The organism is Lysinibacillus sp. GJ-1, from assembly GCF_021166035.1.
GTDB lineage: Bacteria > Bacillota > Bacilli > Bacillales_A > Planococcaceae > Lysinibacillus > Lysinibacillus sphaericus.
In genome coordinates this window covers 4215384-4233724 of the sequence record NZ_CP088912.1, presented here as the reverse complement: position 1 = coordinate 4233724, position 18341 = coordinate 4215384, and the positions used below count along the sequence as shown (strand labels likewise).

At 37.1% G+C, this 18341-nt stretch carries 15 protein-coding genes; 12 read left to right on the top strand and 3 right to left on the bottom strand.

Translation table 11 applies throughout. The annotated features are described in order from the left end of the window. Positions 1–130: 130 nt before the first annotated feature. The 3 genes from LO754_RS21035 to LO754_RS21025 all read right to left on the bottom strand — a co-directional run bounded on the left by LO754_RS21035 (position 131) and on the right by LO754_RS21025 (position 6232). Positions 131–3307 carry a non-ribosomal peptide synthetase gene (locus tag LO754_RS21035; protein WP_231785203.1) on the bottom strand — a complete coding sequence of 1059 codons (3177 nt, stop codon included), beginning with the start codon at positions 3305–3307 and terminating at the stop codon, positions 131–133. 184 nt (positions 3308–3491) lie between these two features. After that, positions 3492–5240, bottom strand: a complete 1749-nt coding sequence (locus LO754_RS21030) for a methyl-accepting chemotaxis protein (RefSeq protein WP_024363940.1) — start codon at positions 5238–5240, stop codon at positions 3492–3494. A gap of 503 nt (positions 5241–5743) precedes the next feature. Next, a complete protein-coding gene (locus LO754_RS21025; protein WP_231785202.1) occupies positions 5744–6232 on the bottom strand; it encodes a hypothetical protein in 489 nt (162 codons plus the stop codon). Positions 6233–6402: 170 nt separating this feature from the next. Here LO754_RS21025 and LO754_RS21020 point away from each other — a divergent pair, with 170 nt between their 5' ends. The 12 genes from LO754_RS21020 to LO754_RS20965 all read left to right on the top strand — a co-directional run bounded on the left by LO754_RS21020 (position 6403) and on the right by LO754_RS20965 (position 17837). Continuing rightward, entirely contained in the window at positions 6403–7740 is a 1338-nt protein-coding gene (locus LO754_RS21020) for an AAA family ATPase (RefSeq protein WP_231785201.1), read from the top strand. Beyond that, entirely contained in the window at positions 7733–8467 is a 735-nt protein-coding gene (locus tag LO754_RS21015; RefSeq protein WP_231785200.1) for a hypothetical protein, read from the top strand. The genes LO754_RS21020 and LO754_RS21015 overlap by 8 nt, the downstream gene beginning before the upstream one ends. 328 nt (positions 8468–8795) lie before the next feature. Continuing rightward, a complete protein-coding gene (locus LO754_RS21010) occupies positions 8796–9305 on the top strand; it encodes an RNA polymerase sigma factor (protein WP_231785199.1) in 510 nt (169 codons plus the stop codon). Then, on the top strand, positions 9305–9709 hold the full coding sequence (locus tag LO754_RS21005) for a hypothetical protein (RefSeq protein WP_024363945.1): 405 nt from the start codon (positions 9305–9307) through the stop codon (positions 9707–9709). The genes LO754_RS21010 and LO754_RS21005 overlap by 1 nt, the downstream gene beginning before the upstream one ends. A gap of 138 nt (positions 9710–9847) precedes the next feature. Further along, a complete protein-coding gene (locus LO754_RS21000) occupies positions 9848–10402 on the top strand; it encodes a hypothetical protein (RefSeq protein ID WP_231785198.1) in 555 nt (184 codons plus the stop codon). A gap of 191 nt (positions 10403–10593) precedes the next feature. After that, positions 10594–11883 (top strand): glycoside hydrolase family 18 protein, encoded by a 1290-nt coding sequence (locus LO754_RS20995; RefSeq protein WP_231786366.1) that lies wholly within the window; start codon positions 10594–10596, stop codon positions 11881–11883. Between the two features lie 125 nt (positions 11884–12008). Next, the gene (locus LO754_RS20990) at positions 12009–14237 is read left to right on the top strand and encodes a YcdB/YcdC domain-containing protein (RefSeq protein ID WP_231785197.1); all 2229 of its coding nucleotides are present in this window, start codon (positions 12009–12011) and stop codon (positions 14235–14237) included. A gap of 133 nt (positions 14238–14370) precedes the next feature. After that, positions 14371–14838: a YusW family protein gene (locus tag LO754_RS20985; protein WP_024363949.1), complete on the top strand. Its 468-nt coding sequence runs from the start codon at positions 14371–14373 to the stop codon at positions 14836–14838. Between the two features lie 195 nt (positions 14839–15033). Further along, the gene (locus LO754_RS20980) at positions 15034–15468 is read left to right on the top strand and encodes a MarR family winged helix-turn-helix transcriptional regulator (RefSeq protein WP_024363950.1); all 435 of its coding nucleotides are present in this window, start codon (positions 15034–15036) and stop codon (positions 15466–15468) included. A gap of 51 nt (positions 15469–15519) precedes the next feature. Then, positions 15520–16503, top strand: a complete 984-nt coding sequence (locus tag LO754_RS20975; protein WP_231785196.1) for a ring-cleaving dioxygenase — start codon at positions 15520–15522, stop codon at positions 16501–16503. A gap of 110 nt (positions 16504–16613) precedes the next feature. Continuing rightward, positions 16614–17231 carry a nitroreductase family protein gene (locus tag LO754_RS20970; protein WP_024363952.1) on the top strand — a complete coding sequence of 206 codons (618 nt, stop codon included), beginning with the start codon at positions 16614–16616 and terminating at the stop codon, positions 17229–17231. Between the two features lie 63 nt (positions 17232–17294). Continuing rightward, complete coding sequence (locus LO754_RS20965; RefSeq protein ID WP_024363953.1) at positions 17295–17837, top strand: NADPH-dependent FMN reductase; 543 nt, start codon at positions 17295–17297, stop codon at positions 17835–17837. The last annotated feature ends 504 nt before the right edge of the window (positions 17838–18341 follow it).

The following is an 18341-nucleotide window of genomic DNA, read 5'->3' as shown; positions in this document are numbered from 1 at the left end:
GCACATCTTCGCTCCAAGGCGATAAGTAACTGACATCTAAAAAAGACAAAGGGCATCAAGAGAGTGACATCTTGATGCCTTTTGACGTACGCTTCAGCCAAGGAATAGCAGCGGAATGTTTATTAAATTCCTACATTATCGTACTTGTAACAGGCGTTGGCTCAGGGAAATAACCTAATTGAATGCCATAGCCAATCATTGTACGGATAAAGGCTGGATTAGGCTCTGCGCATGTAATATCCGTATGCTTTAAAAAGTCCTGTGTTTTATCACTATTCATTCTAAATGGTGAATCGCTTGGGCCATCACCGTCAAGCTGTGCAATGGCTAATGATAAATAATCTTGTAGTTCTTCTGGATGCTCCGAGTGTAATAGCCAATCTTCATATTCTTTCGCCGTAACAATTTCTAACGCATAGCCCATATCTTTGATAGCCTCAACAAAATCGAGATAAAGTAACGGTACCGGGTTACATAGATGGAATATGTGCCCATTTGATTTTGGCTGACGGGCTAGTGCTACAAGTGCTTGGCTTGCATAATTAATTGGCGTAAAATCGACATGCCAATGAGCTGACGGGGTTTTTCCTAAGTAAAGCATTGATTTTACCAGACGATAAAATGCATTATCATCTATATTGCGTTGGAATTTCCCTGTCTGTGAATGACATGTTAAATTGCCAACACGATAAATTGAGACAGGAATACTATCATTCACTGCATTTCTAACGAGATTTTCAGCATCTAACTTACTTTGGTTATAGACATTTGAAAGTGCAACATTGTAATCGAAATCACCAAGTGCTTGTTTGTCTCCCCATTGTGTTGCCGCAAGCTCCTCAGGGATACCTATTGTTGAAACATAATGGAAATGTACACCCATTTTACATTTAGCAAGCTCCAGCAAGTATCTAGTGCCTTGCACATTGACATCGTTAAAATGACTTGCTGCTCCGAAATGTCTTACATCTGCACCGCAATGAATTATAGCGTCGATTTTTTCAGTAAGAAGCGCGTGGTCTTTAGCAGATAAATCAAGTTTTGCCTTACTTAAATCGCCTTGGATGACCGTCACTCGTTTTTGCAGCATCGGGATAATAGCATGTCCAAAATAAAATAACATGCTATCTTTTAATTTTTCATCAGGCGTTGTCTGTGCACTTTGTCGAATTAAACAATAAACATGTGCGTTCGTATTCATTAAAAGCTCATATAACACATGACTACCTAAATAACCTGTTGCACCAGTTAACAGTACCGTTTTCATCGCTAAAGGTGTGACATTGTGAGCAGTAATAAGACGGCTTGGTTCCATTAAATCTTTCCGTACTAAATCAGTTTTTGGCTGGGATACCTCATTTGTTTCAGGTTGATAAGTACTAATATAATAATCTAATTCAGCAATCGTATGGTATTGGAAAAAGTCTTGAATTTTTAAAAATGGAATATGTTTTTTCACTTGTACTAAAATCTCAAGTATTTTTAAAGAATGTCCACCGATATGAAAGAAGTTATCGTGAATGCCGACACGTTCAACATCTAGCACTTGCTCCCAAGCACTGGCTAGTAGCTGCTGTATTGTATTTTCAGGCGCATCATAATGACTTGGTAGCGGTGTTGTTACCTCCAGGGCAGCTAATTGCTTTCGATCAATTTTGCCAGTAGGAGATAATGGCATTTCCTGCACTTCAAGTAAACGTTCAGGCACCATATAGTCTGGTAAAAGATCTGCTAAATAATGTCGAAGTGCTTCCTGTTCCACCTTCATACCACCGAATACCGTGTAATAGGCAAACAAGCTATTATTGCCATCGTCCTTTTTTTTGGCAAGGATTACAGCCTCTTGGATGTTAGGGTGATTACTTAACACCGTTTCAATTTCCCCAAGCTCAATGCGGAAACCGCGCACTTTGATTTGAGAATCTTTGCGTCCTACAAATTCAATTACGCCACTTGGCAATAAACGAGCTAAATCACCTGTTCGATACATCAACTTCCCAGATTTAGTGGACAAATGTGGGACAAACGCTTCAGCAGTTTTTTCAGGCTGATTTAAATAGCCAGCAGCTAGTCCTGCGCCAGCAATATAAAGTTCACCTGCTTCATTGGCAGGGCATAGCTGACCGTAGGTATTAATAATATACATCTCATAATTGGCAATCGGTCTGCCAATTGGAATACTAGCATGATGTTCGATAATTGTATCCGGTACTTTGTAATACGAGGATAGCACGGTACATTCTGTCGGTCCATATACATTGATGATTGCAGTAGTCGTGCCGAATTTTTCACGCCACTTTTGTATAACCGCAGGCATAAGGGCTTCCCCACCTACAGACAAATATTTAAGAGATGATAATTGATATTGGTAATCGCTGGAGAGATGCGTTGCAAGCTGCGTAAAGAATGCATTTGGAATAGTGGCTGTTGTCACTTTTTCCCTTGCAATCATCTCAGCGAATGCTTCAATCGATATGCGTTCCATACTTGTAAGCATATGTAATCGAGCGCCAGAAAAGAAAGCAGTAAATGTTTCCGTGACGGATGGATCAAAACTATAGGAGATAAATTGCGAAAAAACATCATTTTTACTTGCTTGGTAGATTCTTTGATTATCAGTAATTAAGTTAATCACAGATTCATGCTTTAGCATGACGCCTTTTGGCTTGCCTGTCGAGCCAGATGTATAAATAATATAGGCTAAATCGGCAGGGCTGAGATCAATGTAAACATTGTCTTTTGGGAATGTGATTTCCATGCGATTCAGTGTAAACACTGTACGACATTGAAAATCGTTATGTAATAAATTAGTAAGTAACGCTGTATGTTCTTCTTTTATTAATATGAATGGTGCTCCTGAATCATTTAAAAGGTATTGACAGCGTTCTTTTGGATAGCTCGGATCTATTGGAACGTAAATACCTCCTGCTTTTAGGACGCCAAGTAAACTGATAACAGTATCCTGACTACGTTCCATAACAATAGCTACTTTGTCGCCCTTTTGGAGACCATTGTCTAGTAACATATGAGCAACTTGATTGGAGCGTTCATTGAGCTGACGATAGGTGATCCGACCACCATTAAAAGACAGGGCAATTCTTTCTGCGAATCGTTCCGCTGATTGATAAAATACACTAGGGATTGTTTGATCTTTCGCATAAAAGGCTTTTGTTTGATTTAAAACTTGATATAATACTTTATCTTCCTCTGTTAACAGTTGTGTACAATTGGATGGTAACGTCTGTTGTTCTTGGGTGTTTGTTTGATAATGTGCTGTAAATAAATCAAGGTCTCGTTTTAATTTCAATCATAACAACTCCTATTTTTGAAAGTAGGGGATTGTTCCCCTTTAGTGCAATTAGAAGTAACTTTATTATTGATAGGATTAGACATTGCTATTTTTTCTTATTAAACAGCCTTGCCGATGTTTTTGCATCGACAAGGTTGTGGGATTACTTGCTCTTTGTTTATTTTCAGTGCTTTCATTACATCTATTTTACAATAAATGTATTTACAACAGTTAATAATTCACCTGATAAATCAGATAATACTTGTGCTTCTTCTGAAACTCTTTGCACGGTATTTAGCTGACTAGCGGATGTTTCGGCTACTGCTCTTGTATTGTCTCGAGAACTTACTGAGAAGTGTTCCATATCTTGAACAGCTGAAGTAACTTCTTCCATACCTGCTGCCATTTCTTCAATCGTTGCTGATAATTCTTGAATTTGCCCTGTAACATGGTGAATTGAAGTTAAAATTTGGCTAAATGATTTTTCGGAATCATTAATCATAATTAAGCCATTATCCACTTCTTCTACAGCATGTATCATGACCTTTACAGATTCATTTGTATCTTGTTGAATACGAGTAATGAGCGTAGAAATTTCTCTTGCCGAAGCTTCTGATTGTTCGGCTAGCTTCCGCACTTCATCGGCAACAACAGCAAAGCCACTTCCTGCTTCGCCTGCGCGAGCAGCTTCAATCGCAGCATTTAATGCAAGCAGATTTGTTTGGGAAGCGATACCTGTGATAATGCCGACGATTTCTTCGATTTTGCCGGAATGTTCACCAAGCATTTTTACAGATGATGCGGAATGATTAACTGCCTTACTAATAGCATTCATCTGGGCTACAGATTTGCTTGTTGAATCATTACCTTTTTCAGCTTCTTCCGATGCTAAAATAGAAGATTCAGAAATTTGATTGGATGTCATAGCAATGCGTTGAATACCAATACTCATTTCCTCAATTGTAATAGAACTTTCTTTAGCTTTTTGCACTTGTATATCAGCACCACTAGCAATTTCTTGCATTGACGAAGCTACATTATTGTATGAATCTGTTGCTTCTTGCATATTGCTTGATAAAACTTGTGCAGAGTTTGAAACACGTGAAGAAACATTTGTTGCACTTTTAATAACAGTTTTTAAGCTGTCAATCATAACATTGAAATTAGTTGTTAGTACGCCAATTTCATCATTTGAGTGAACAGGTAACGCTTCAAGCTCTAGGTTACCTTCCGCAACTTTTTTAGATTGTAAAGATAGCTGTTGGATAGGTGTTAGCTTCTTTCTTAATAGTGTATAAACCACGATAGAAGAACCAATTAGGAATAGTACAGTTATTAACAGAATCCATAATGCTTCTGATAATGCTTTAGCATTTACCATAGATACATCATAATCAATGGCGTAAGCAGCTACAACGGAACCATCTTTATCTAAAATCGGCGTAAGACCTGTTTTATAGCTTCCAAACTCATCTTTATAAATATCTGTAGCTGTTGCTTCTTTTGTTTCAAACACTTCTTTTATTCTTGCAAGAAAATCTGGGGAAAGTCCCATGGCAACCATGTCTTGGTTATACTCTGCACCTACTTCAAGTACGCTTGTGGAAAGAACCGGTGCGTTAATATTTTCACCATCTACTGTAATAAGAAAGAGATTGGTAATAATGTCTGATTCCTCGTTAATGGCATCCATTTCCTTCGTTAAATGTAGGACATCATTATTGTCAGCATTTGGGCTTTCTAGTACGGATTTTAATGTCTTTTGGTCTATTGTCTTAGACAAAATCATCCCTTTATCATAGAGCGATTGGTCCATATCTTTTAAATTACTGTTTTTCACTATATAATAGGCAAATCCCGTAGTAACTAGCCCAAATAATAGTAAAATACTAACCATGATGACGGTTAATTTCTTGCTAATCGACATTTGCTGTTTCTTATTTTTCTTCATATCTCTTCCTCCTAAAATTGTATACAAGACATATTTCAAGCGAAAAAGGGACTACTGATAATACGAAAGTCAAATGTAATGGGAATAGTACAATGTTACAATTGACTGTTATGATATTCAAATATATGGAATTACCTTATACTTTTTATCATTATTTCTTTGATTGTAAAATAATCCATTCATCCCCTAACATTAATCAACTATACTGCCAAAAAATACGATTCACAACCCAAAAATCCTCCTATTTAAAGTGTGAAATTTCGGTGAGCGAAATAATATATAGTGTTTTTATATCAATGTTTTCGGGTGGTTATGCACATAATTAACAGAAAATATAATAATAATAGTATATTTTGTTTCTGGGACTAGCTGCTAAAATAAAGTGTTTATTATTCTGGACAAATATTATAACCAACATAAGCGAAAAAATTGTTGGTGGTCATTGTTATGTAAAATTAAAGGCTTTCCATTTGTTCATTGCTGAACTGATGGAAAGCCCTTTTTTATCTTGGATTACCAAATATGCCAGGTAAAATATCAGAAATACCTGGAGGTGTCAAACGAGGGAATCCTGGTAATTGCCCGCCTGGAAATGGCTGCGGTGGATATGGACGTGGTGGATATGGTTGCGGCGGATGCGGATATGGTGGATACGGTTGCGGTGGGTACGGTTGTGGCGGATGTGGACGAGGAGGAGGATATGGTGGCGGGTAAGGGGATGGATAAGGAGGTGGATAAGGAGGTGGATAAGGTGGCGGATAAGGTGGCGGATATGAGCCAGGAGGCAAACCTGTCCCTGCTGCGGCAATTTGATTAACATCAACTGTAATAATTTGTCCAGAATCTAGCTGAATTTCTGCAGTTCTTCCGTCTTTTCCAAATGTTCGAATTAAAGTACCAGAATAAGTACCAGTAGGGAGTGTAACCCATATTTTCATTCCAGGTCGGAATTGCTGATTAAAATCTTCAGGGGCTAATCTTGGATAGACCAATAGAACACACCTTTCTTCATGTTTCTTTTCTAACATATGTCCCATATTATCTTTGTCATAGGCATATGGCATAAGACGAATTAGAAAGTATAGGCATTATCGCACTATTTGTTATAAAATATATCAATTTTAATTATAATAGGAAGAAATGACTGAAAAGGATGTTTGAAATGGCAATTATCAAAATGAAAAAAATAAAGATACAAAATTTAAGAAATGTACGCAATGGTGAGCTCACAATAGCGGTGAATTTTGCTTCGCTTATGACAGCGAATGTAGTGGGGGTATATGGGCAGAATGGTTCAGGGAAAACAACCATTGTCGATGCATTTAGTTTGTTGAAGACCATTATTTCTGGGTGGATTGCTGAAGTGAAATTGCCATCACAAGATAAACGATTAATTATGGCAGGGGAAAAAACTGCTAGTCTGGATTTTGAATTTCTAGTGGACAATCAATTCGGCACATTTTTTGTCAACTATTCCGTAACATTGCAAGAAGATGAAAAACGACTGTTCATAATTGCGGAACGCTTGACTTACAGGGAAGATGAAAAAGGAAAACGCTCAAAAGTGTTAGTAAGTGTTGCAGATGAGGATGTTCAAATTCGAAAAAGCTCTTTACGAGATATGAGTGAAAAGATCCGTATAAAGACGCTTGTTGTTCAACAATTAGCACGAAAACAATATATGTCTTTTGTCTTCCATAAGGATTTAAAGCCGTTGCTACAAGAAAAGCTATCAGATTTAGAAATGGAATTGCTTCATAATATAGCAGTCGACTTTAATCGGGACTTACATGTTATTAATAACCAAAATATTGCACCTTTATTTGAAGAGCGTATTATGCCTTTTAGTATTCATTTAGAAAAAACGCGGGGCTCGATTCCTTATGATTTGAAAGGACCAGCATTATTGCCAGAGAATGCTTTCAATGTGTTATGTGAAGTCATAGAGCAAAGCAACCAAGTACTATCGACCATTATTCCAGGGCTAACGATTAAAATTCACGTTATTACAGAGCAATTATTAGATAACGGTGAAAAAGGCATACGTTTTGAGTTTTTATCCAAACGGGGTGAGCGGGAATTACCGTTACGAACTGAATCGGAAGGAATATTGAAAATCATTGCTGTGCTTAGCGTTTTAATAGCTGTTTATAATAATCCGACTGCATGCGTCGTAATCGATGAATTAGATTCGGGTGTATTTGAATATTTGTTAGGTGAGTTGTTAACAGTGATTGATGAGGGCGGAAAAGGACAGCTTATTTTCACGTCCCATAATTTACGTGTGTTAGAGGTGCTTGCCATTAAAAATTTATGGTTTACAACAACAAATGAGGATGATCGATATATGCAGCTAAAGGGCATTAAAGAGGTCAATAATGCGCGAGATGTCTATTTGCGTGCGATACAGCTTGGCGGACAGGATGAGGAAGTGTATAAAGAAACGAAAACGTTCAAAATAAAACGTGCTTTTAGAAAAGCTGGTGTGCAACATGACTAGAAAAGTACTATTAGTTATTGTTGAAGGTCAAACGGAGCAAATCATTTTAGAAGATTTTTTGGATGAACATTTTTCTGATTCGACGATTCGCTTTGATGTACAGCGAGAGGATATTTTGACGAAGTGGGATGCAAAAAAGAGAATCCCCAACATTAAAAATAGTGTTAGCCGAGTCATTTATAACTATCTTGAAAAGTATAAGTTTTTAGCAAAAGATTTAACGGCGGTCATTCATATTACAGATGCAGATGGTTGTTTTATCGCCCCAGAGTTTGTCAAAATCAAATCAGATATGGAGCAAAATTTATTTTACACAGAGGATGCCATTTTAGTAAAAACAGAGAGGCGTAAAGAGCAAATCGAACAGCGTAATGAAATGAAAGCGAATAACGTAAAGATTTTGCTTGCCAATGACCATTTTAGTATTAATCGTTTAAAAGTACCGTATCAACTTTTTTATTTTGCTACAAATTTAGAGCATGTGTTATGGGATGAGCGCAATGAAGTTGCAACAGAAAAAGTGCAGAAAGCAGATGAATTTATGGACAATTTATCGGGCTCTATTAAAGAATATCTTGTGGAGTTTTTGCCCGTTGATGGAACACTAACTTATAGGGAAAAGATGAAAGAAAGCTGGGCGCACTTAACGAAGGGTTGTAACTCATTGCAACGAGGTACAAATGTGCCGTTATTATTTGACATGATTACGTCCAATGTAGGTGACTAATGGACAAAAAGGCTGGGACATAACTAAAGAAAATTAAGGAACAGAGGAAAGGTGTTCGTAAATTTTTGCTATTATGGGAACTTTGCTACTTGCAAAAAAATAGAAGTGTTTCACTAGTTGTTGGTAGCGGAGGTGGTGACTCCTGCGGAAAGCACCGCCGAAGCGGACAACAACGGCGTAGAGAAAAAGTGTTAGATTGATGGCAGTCAATCTAACACTTTTTCTCTTTTGTCCCACCCTTTTTCAATGAGCTAAAATTTTTATAAAATGTGTAACAAATATTGGATACTAACGACTTATTAAGGAATGTAGAAAGCGGGGTGAAGTATTGCATAAAAATCAATTACAGATTGAGCAACTATATGATGCCTATCATCGTGATGTCTACCATTTTGCGCTTTATTATACAAATAGCAAACAAGAAGCGGAAGATATTACGCAAGAAACTTTTTTAAAAGTACTTAAACAATTACATCACTTAAAGGATGGGGAGAAGGTAAAAACGTGGATTTTAACGATTGCACGGAATACAGCAGTAGATATACATAGAAAACAAAAGATTAAGCGTTTATTAACAGAGAAACTAACTAAACAGCCTATTTTAACAGAAGGCATAGAACCTCCTACTGTAGTTGAAAAAAACGAGCAATGGCAAATTGTACAGCAAGCATTAATGACATTAAAGTCACATGATCGAACAATCATTATATGTCGTATGTTAAAGGATTACACAATTCAAGAAACAGCAGCTATTCTTGGTATTTCAGAAGTGAAGGTACGCGTTGACTTTCATCGTGCAATGGCAAGACTTCGTAAAAAAGTAGGGAGGAGAAATTGATGGAAGATCGTGAGTTATTTGATACATTAAAAAATCGTCCCGATATTGAGCCAGAGCAAGCATTTTCAAGTAGCCTACGTCGAGAGTTAGAAAACAATCCAAAATTAAAAACAAAAAAATTAACTGTTGCACCACTTCTCACAATCCCTATGACAATAGCTATTTTTGTTTTTTTATGGATGATTACTACAGGTCAAACGTTAGAAATAAGAAGTGCGGCATCACCTATTATCAGTCAAGAGAAAACAATGGTGTTTACTGGAGGGTTGTTTGTATTACTCTCCCTAGTGTTATTTATTATTTTTGTGTTTAGCAAGGGTTATACAAAAGGGAAACTGGTCTTTATAACATTTGCCTTGTCATTGTGTGTATGGGTGGGGAACCTAGTATACGCTAATTGGTAGCGTGTAGCTGAACCGATTGTAGTACCGTCTCAACGTGATACTTATGTATCCACTGCTAGTAGATTTTTAGATAGAGACAGTGAAGTATTACTACCACTTTTCATTCGAGATATAGAACTTTGCGGGAGGGGAACGTTGATGAAAGATCCTTACAATAATTTATATAATGGGTTATGTTTTATTTTTTTAGACTTAAAATTTTTTGGACTACCTGACATTTTTCCTGATTTCTTTGGTTATATGTTTTTTGCTTATGGCATTCATTTATTGCCGTCAATTCGTAAATTGAAGTATTGGACGAGGAACTTTGCGATGGTTTTAACTGTATTGTCCTTTGTTGTGGAACTGGACCAATGGACGGGGACATTGCTGTTAGGACAAATCGGAGTACAGTTGCTGCAATTTTTATTGATACTTTTCATGTATTTTCTATTTCAACTGTTATTGCATATTCATGAAAATAAAGCTTTCGAGGCGAAAACATTTAGAACATATCAAATATATATGACGCTTATGCTATGTGGTTTTGTTATACACTCATTTGCTATTAACTTAGATGCCAATTTGCAAGAGGTGGCGCTTACTATAAGTATTCTACTACAGCTTATAGCTTTTATACTGTTCGTCTTTTATTGCCGTTCAGGTAGTAAATACTTTAAAAGCAAACAACAAAGTAATGTCCAATCATTTTAATAAATTGTTTGAGTGCCTGGCACTTCATGCTATTTACTTAATTGCTTGCCGGAAGAATTCAGAATTGTTTGAGTGCCTGGCACTAAATGGATTGCCCTACAAAGGTGCTTGCTTCTAGGTGACATGTTTTCTTGTTTTATATCATAAGCTTTATAGCTATGGTTTCATTACGTAAAAAGGAGGCAAATCGCATTCAAATACATGTTGTGCGGGCAGGGGAGTCCTTATATGGCATTGCACAGGCATATGGTACAACCGTTCAAAGTATAGTAGATGCCAACCAAATCCCAGATCCCAATCGATTAGTTGTTGGGCAAGCGCTCGTCATTCCAATCGTAGGGAGCTTTTATTATGTGCAGCCTGGGGACAGTTTATGGTCAATAGGGCAACGCTTCGGCATTAATTATTTAACGCTTGCTCAGGTCAATGGCATTCATCCAAACCAGATTTTATCAGTTGGTTTGCGTCTTTATATTCCGCCAGCACCGAAAACAAAAGCAGAGACTTTGGCATATTTAGAGCCAAGAGGAACAGCGGTAAGTGAGGCGCTATTAAGCCAAACTAGAGAAGCATCGCCATATTTAACGTATCTTGCGTTATTTAGCTATGAGGCGCAGAGGGATGGGACACTAAAGAAGCCACCAACAAATGGTGTGACTGAAATTGCAAATGATACAGGTGCATCTCTGGCTATGGTTGTATCTAACTTGGAGAACTTCCAATTTAGCGGAGAACTAGCAAGAGATATATTCCAAAGTACTGCTGTGCAAGATGTACTTTTTGACAATATTCTTAATGAAGCGAAGCGCGTAGGAAGCATCAAAGATATTCATTTTGATTTTGAGAACTTACCAGCCGATCAACGAGAAGCGTATAACAATTTTTTAAGACGAGCAGTGAAGCGGTTCCATGCCGAGGGATATACGGTGTCGACAGCACTAGCACCGAAAACAAGTGCTAATCAGCGAGGTCCTTGGATTGAGGCACATGATTACAAAGCGCATGGGGAGATTGTGGACTTTGTATTGCTGATGACCTATGAGTGGGGCTATTCTGCGGGTCCACCAATGGCTGTTTCACCTATTAGGGAAGTGGAGGCTGTTGTGAAGTATGCTGTATCGGAAATGCCAGCAAGTAAAATTTTGCTCGGGCAAAATCTATATGGCTACGATTGGACATTGCCGTTTGTACAAGGGGGTCCGTATGCAGAGGCTGTAAGTCCGCAGAGGGCTATTGAGATTGCGAAAAAATATAATGCAGCGATTCAGTATGATTGGAATGCACAAGCACCTTTCTTTGACTATTACGACGAGCAAGGAAGAGCGCATGTAGTCTGGTTTGAAGATGCGCGATCGATTCAAGCGAAATTCAATTTAATTAAGCAGTACAAGCTTAGGGGTATAGGCTATTGGAAATTAGGACTACCGTTCCCGCAAAATTGGCTATTGATAGGTTCGAATTTTGATGTGGTGAAAAAATGACAATGATAGGGATAAGGATATACCCAATCTATTGCTCACCTAATTGGAAATAATCTGTAAATACTATTCCCTAATTTGGTAATATATTATATAATTATGGTAAATTGTAATTTAGGAGGGATATTTTGGGTAAATTTAAAAAGTTAGGAATTATCTTAACGTCTACTGCATTTTCTGTCGGGGTTCTTTCTCCAATGGCACAAGCTTCTGCTAATGTTAAGGATGCTCCAGAGAGAATTGAGATTCAAGTAGCCTCTACTGAAACAAAAGTAACAAAAAGTACACTTATTAAAAAATTACGTGAGCTTTTCCCAGAAAAGTTCAATTTTTTAACAGAAAATGATTTCCATACTGGAAGTGGCCATTATTATAACGATGATAAAACTGTTCGTTATGAATTGAGCTTCCATAAAACGGTGAATGGAAAAGATATCTATGGTAGCATCACATTTAAGGGCGATAATTTAGAACTTGAACACTTCTATTACCAGCCAGCGAATGTTGCAGATGCGCTCTATCCTGCAAAATATTCAAAAGAAGATGCACAAAAAATTGCTCAGGATTTCTTAAAGAAATTCCCGAATACAGCAAATTATAAGTTGCAAGAAGATGAATATGATTATATTAATGATTATAACTTCACTCGTCCATTATCAGAACCAATTACTTATTCCTATACGTATGCACCAACACAAAACGGTGTAGCAATAAGTGACCATTTCATTTCTATCGGCGTGCTTGCTAATGGAGAAGTTGTACAAGTATATCGCAACTCAGATGTATCTTCTAAAGCAACGTTCGATAGTATAGAAAAGAAAAAGAGTGAGCAAGATGTGCTTGCACAAATTCGTGAGAACTTTGATGTTGAGCTACGTTATTATGTAGACTATAATTTCCAATCTGAAAAACGCAATGTCAAACTAGTGTATGTGCCAACATCAAGCTTCTCTGGTGTAAATGCATTAACTGGTCAATGGCAAACAGCGAATGGTTTCGTATCGCAAGCACCAAAAGCAAAAGGTGTTGAAAAGCTTTCTTCAGAACAACTTGCCCCAAGAAAAAGCGGTATGAAACTTGATGAAGTTGAGGAATTTGCAAAGTCCTTCTTAAAAGTGGACCCTGATAAGGCGAAGTTGCAAATTGAGCTGATTGATGAAAGAGAAAATGAAAACGGTGAAACACTCTACTCTGTAAACTATATGTATAATTATGATAGAGGTGGCACTGGTGCGTCACTTGAAATTAACAAGGCAACTGGTGAAATTACTCAATTCTATGATGTACGTAGAGATTTCATGGTAACAGATAAAAATGCAGAAACAATTACTAAAGATGCTGCGATGGCAAAAGCAATCGACTACTTAAAAGAGTGGGCTCCGTCTTATATTCATAACTATGCAAAACCTTTAGATGATTTTGCTTATGATAGTTATGGTAAGCAATATAGCTTCTCCTTCCCACGCGTAGTCAATGGAATTGCTGTTGTTGGTGATGAAATTTATGTAAGCATCGGATCAGACGGTTCATTGCGCTCACTATCAATTAACCAACAGAAAATTGATAACTGGCCGTCTGTAAGTAAGGCTGTACCAGCAGATAAAGTGAAGGAAACATTTAGTAATGCATTAAAGTTAAAACTGCAGTACGCGAAGCAGGACAAAGAGGATAATAACCACTATGATTTAGTGTATGCACCGACTTATGAAGGTAGCCTTTTCAATCAAATTGATGCAACAACTGGCAAATGGGTGAATAGTGTGGGCGATTCAAATAGTAAACCACAAATTTCGCACCCAACGGCTGGACAGGAACTAAATTACTTATTAGCTCAAAATGTGTTGGAAGTAAAAGATCCAGCAAGTTTTAATGCTGATACATCTGTGACAAAAGGTGAGGCATTGAAAATTATGCTTAAATCATTAACTTATGGATATTTCGGACCATATGGAAATGAAGATGAAGCGCCTCAATCCTTTAGTAATATTGATGCGAAACATCCGTTATACGGAGTGGTTGAGCAAGCTGTAAGAATTGGTGTATTACAACCTGCAAATGAATTTGCTGTTGATGCGAAATTGACTCGTCAGGAACTTGCAGAATGGTATATCCGTGTATTACGTTTAGAAAGTGCTGCTAAGCATAGCGATATTTACAAATTAAACTTCGCAGATGCAAGCACTATCGACCCAGCGTATACAGGATATGTTGCATTAGCAAGCGCAATGGGGTTAATTGATGCACAGCAAAATAACTTTAATGCAACTGCAGAAGTAAGTTATGCTGATTTAGCTGTGTCGACACTTCGCTTAGCTCGTGCTATTCATGAAAATAATGCTAGTCGTAATTTCTACTAGGACAATTTGAATGAATTCTTCCATCTGTTTAGGATGGAGGAAAAGGGTATCTCTTGACTTGAAGAGATACCTTTTTGCCGTTTAATTGGAGCAGTTTTAGGGAAGAATAAATGTAAGAAAAGGAGTGAAGATAATGCGAATTTATAAAAATTTATTAGTATTCTCATTAGCGACAGGTTTACTTTATGGCTGTAACAAAGATGAGGTAAAAGACGTACCTGCAAATGCTCCAACTGAGCAAAATACGAATCAACAAGCTGGTGAAAATGTCACTGACCAAGTGCCTTTTAACTTTTTGGAATTTGCATTGGATGTCGATTATTCGCCAACAGAATCTTATGAGATTGAATATGAAAATAAGAAGAACGGTTTAGAAGTTAAATTGAAAGATGACCGCAACAATGAAAGAATACAAGGTGATGAGGCGTATACGAAGGTTGAACCATTATTGAAGCAACTAACTTTTGATTCAACAACACCGAATGATGAAGTAATTGAGCAGGTTATTAAAGTATTTAATATTAAAGATGATTACCAATCCATTGAGGTAGAAGTGGAGTTTGCGGATGGAACAGAAAAAGAGTTTAAACGGTTGAAGTAGTAGCTGTGCCTTATACAGTAATATGTATAGGGCTTTTTCTACGATTTGCAACGCCTTTGTAGAAATCAATTTAAGTCCATTTTAAATGCCAGAGGAGGGTTTTAAGATAAAAGGATTGCTAGCAGGATTTTTTTATGATATTATTATCTCGAATTAAAGATATTTAATTTCGAGGTAAATAGGAGAGTGCATCTTATGAAGGAAGAAAATCGTTATTTAAAAGCTTTTACGATTATGTTCCGTGCTTATCAATCTGTCCAGGATGCAGCCAAAAAAGATTTGCTTCAATATGATTTAAACCAAACTGAATTTGGGGTACTAGATTTTTTATATCACAATGGCGAACAGCCTATTCAAGTAATTGGTAAGAAAATTTTAGTTGCAAGTAGTAGTATTACGTATGTTATTGATAAGCTGGAGCAAAAAGATTATGTTTGTCGACGAGCTTGTGCTAATGATCGTCGTGTTACGTATGCAGTGTTAACAGATGAGGGACAGGTTTTAATGGATAGAATTTTTCCGCTCCATGAACAGAAGATAAATGAAATTTTTCAAATATTGGACCAGCAGGAGTTGGAAATAATGAATATGGCTTTAAAAAAGGTCGGTCTTAATGCCATTAATAAATAAAAAATTTTACACATATATCTCGATTTCGAGATAAATAGGAGGCTTTTAATTATGATTCATTTAAAAGGGATTCACCATGTAACAGCGATCACAAGTAGTGCTGAAGAAAATTATAAATTTTTCACGTATGTACTCGGAATGCGTCTAGTAAAAAAAACAGTCAATCAGGACGATATACAAACATATCACCTATTTTTTGCAGATGATAAGGGTAGTGCAGGTACAGATATGACATTCTTTGACTTCCCGAACATACCAAAAGGTGTACATGGAACAAATGAGATTTCCAAAACATCATTTCGAGTACCAACGGATGCAGCATTAGTTTATTGGGTAAAGCGCTTTGATCGCTTAAATATCAAACATACAGGCATTAAAGAACAGTTTGGTAAGCAAACCGTATCGTTTGTTGATTTTGACGATCAACAGTATCAACTGATATCTGACGAAAACAATAAAGGTGTTGCCGCAGGTACACCTTGGAAAGATGGTCCAATCCCGCTTGAATATGCCATTACAGGATTAGGGACAATATTTGTACGTGTTGCGAATTTTACTTATTTTAAAGAAATGTTAGAAAAAGTAATGCTTTTCACAGAAATAGCAGCAGAAGGAGACTTCCATTTATTTGAGGTAGGAGAGGGAGGGAACGGTGCGCAAATCATTGTAGAATATAACACCATCTTACCTGTAGCTCGTCAAGGGTTTGGTACAGTGCACCATGCAGCATTCCGTGTAGCAGATCGAGCTGTTCTAGATGAATGGACAGAACGTTTAGAAAGCTTTGGCTTCAGTACGTCTGGTTACGTTAACCGTCACTTCTTTGAATCGCTCTATGCACGTGTAGCACCTCAAATTTTATTTGAATGGGCGACAGATGGACCTGGCTTTATGGGAGATGAACCTTATGAAACATTGGGAGAAAAATTATCATTACCACCTTTCCTAGAGCCTAAGCGCGCACAAATTGAAGAACTTGTTCGTCCAATTGATACTGTTAGAAGTACGATACCATTTGAGAAAGAATATGAATAATAACTTTCCCTTGTACAATATGCAAATTGGAAAGTAAATGCTAGTTAGGTCTTTGATTATGACTGTAGACAGTACTACCGAAGCAAAATGAATGACTGGAGGACGTCAGAATGGAGTTTACAAAGTTAATTGATAAACGTCGATCGGCAAATAATTTTATAGAGGGAATTACAATGACGGAGGAGGATATCCGTCCCATTTTAGAAGATGTTAAGCTTGCACCTTCAGCATTCAACTTGCAACACGCGGAATATATTGTTGTGTTAAATCAAGAATTAAAAGAAAAAGTACGTGAGGCTGCATATGGTCAATATAAAGTACATTCAGCGTCCGGTGTTATCCTAGTATTAGGAGATAAAGAAGCTTACAAGCAAACGGCTCATATTAGTCAAGGTATGGTTGATTTAGGTATGATTACAAACTGTGAGCTTGACAATCTTATAGACGATAATACAAAGTTTTACGAAGAACGTGGCGAAGTGTTTATGAAGGAAGATGCAATTCGTAATGCATCACTTTCGGCTATGCTCTTTATGTTAGCAGCTAAAAATCGTGGCTGGGATACATGTCCGATGATTGGCTTTGATCAACAACAAATGCGTGCACTATTCAATGTGCCAGCAACACATGAAATTGTACTAATGATGACAATCGGTAAGGAAAAGGAAAGTAGTAAGGGTTTAAGAGGGTATCGTAAACCTGTTGAAGAGTTTACTACCTATTATTAATGCAGTATAAAATATAAATGCTCAACCAATATTAAAAATAGTAACCACTTAGGAGGAAATATCGTGAAAGTAGTAGCAATCGTAGGTAGTATCCGTAAAGAATCTTATAATATGCAATTAGCAAAGTTTATGCAAAAACGTTATACAGAAAAGTTTGAACTAGAGGTATTAAGCTTACGAGATTTACCAATGTACGATCAAGATATTGAAAATGAAGCACCACAAACTGTCTTAGATTTCAAAGCAAAAGTAAAAGCGGCAGACGCGGTCCTATGGATAACACCAGAATATAACGGAACGGTGCCAGGGGTGATGGTAAACGCTATAGATTGGCTATCACGAGTGGATAAAGTAATGATTGGTAAACCATCCTTTATGATGGGAGCATCTATGGGGAACTTAGGAACGGTTAAAGCGCAATTACATTTACGTGATATTTTATTCTCACCTGGCATTAATTCACCATTGCTAAGTGGTAATGATGTTTATATTGGCGCTGTCCACACAAAATTTGATGCAGAAGGTAATTTAACAGATGAGGGGACTGTCAAATTCCTTGATTCAGTAATTGAAAACTTCTTAGATTGGGTTAAAAATTATATTTAATAAAAAAGAATGCGGCTGGGACAAAAGAGAAGAAGTGTTAGATTGACTGCCATCAATCTAACACTTTTTTGCTATGCCGTTGTTGCCCGCGTCTTACATTATGTGCTGTTCTGAGCTGGAGTCACCGCCTTCGCTACCAACAACTAGTGAACACTTCTAATTTTTTTAATTGCAAAAGCAAGAATAGCTAAGGTCTCCATATAGCAAAAAATTATGAACACCTTTCGTCTGTTTCTTAAATTTTTTTAGTTATGTCCCTGCCCCATTCTTTTTTTAGGGTTGTTGGCATTGTACGGGCTCTAAAGAGTCATGCTTTTCCAGCAGGAATCGAGGAAAACGTACCTCCTATATCTTTCTAATATAGGGCTCATTCTTATTTGCATTAAGTACTACATAGGGTGAAAAATCAATGAGCATGTAGTTTTTATTTTATACTATTTAATAGAAGTATCTTTCTTCTGCATAAAATCTTCACACTTACACGTTATCATTTTGAAATATAGG

Excerpts from the sequence above, each read along its gene's own strand:
- LO754_RS21030 (WP_024363940.1), bottom strand. The coding sequence starts at position 5,240 with ATGAAGAAAAATAAGAAACAGCAAATGTCGATTAGCAAGAAATTAACC.
- LO754_RS21020 (WP_231785201.1), top strand. The coding sequence starts at position 6,403 with ATGGCAATTATCAAAATGAAAAAAATAAAGATACAAAATTTAAGAAAT.
- LO754_RS21015 (WP_231785200.1), top strand. The coding sequence starts at position 7,733 with ATGACTAGAAAAGTACTATTAGTTATTGTTGAAGGTCAAACGGAGCAA.
- LO754_RS21005 (WP_024363945.1), top strand. The coding sequence starts at position 9,305 with ATGGAAGATCGTGAGTTATTTGATACATTAAAAAATCGTCCCGATATT.
- LO754_RS21000 (WP_231785198.1), top strand. The coding sequence starts at position 9,848 with ATGAAAGATCCTTACAATAATTTATATAATGGGTTATGTTTTATTTTT.
- LO754_RS20985 (WP_024363949.1), top strand. The coding sequence starts at position 14,371 with ATGCGAATTTATAAAAATTTATTAGTATTCTCATTAGCGACAGGTTTA.
- LO754_RS20980 (WP_024363950.1), top strand. The coding sequence starts at position 15,034 with ATGAAGGAAGAAAATCGTTATTTAAAAGCTTTTACGATTATGTTCCGT.
- LO754_RS20975 (WP_231785196.1), top strand. The coding sequence starts at position 15,520 with ATGATTCATTTAAAAGGGATTCACCATGTAACAGCGATCACAAGTAGT.
- LO754_RS20970 (WP_024363952.1), top strand. The coding sequence starts at position 16,614 with ATGGAGTTTACAAAGTTAATTGATAAACGTCGATCGGCAAATAATTTT.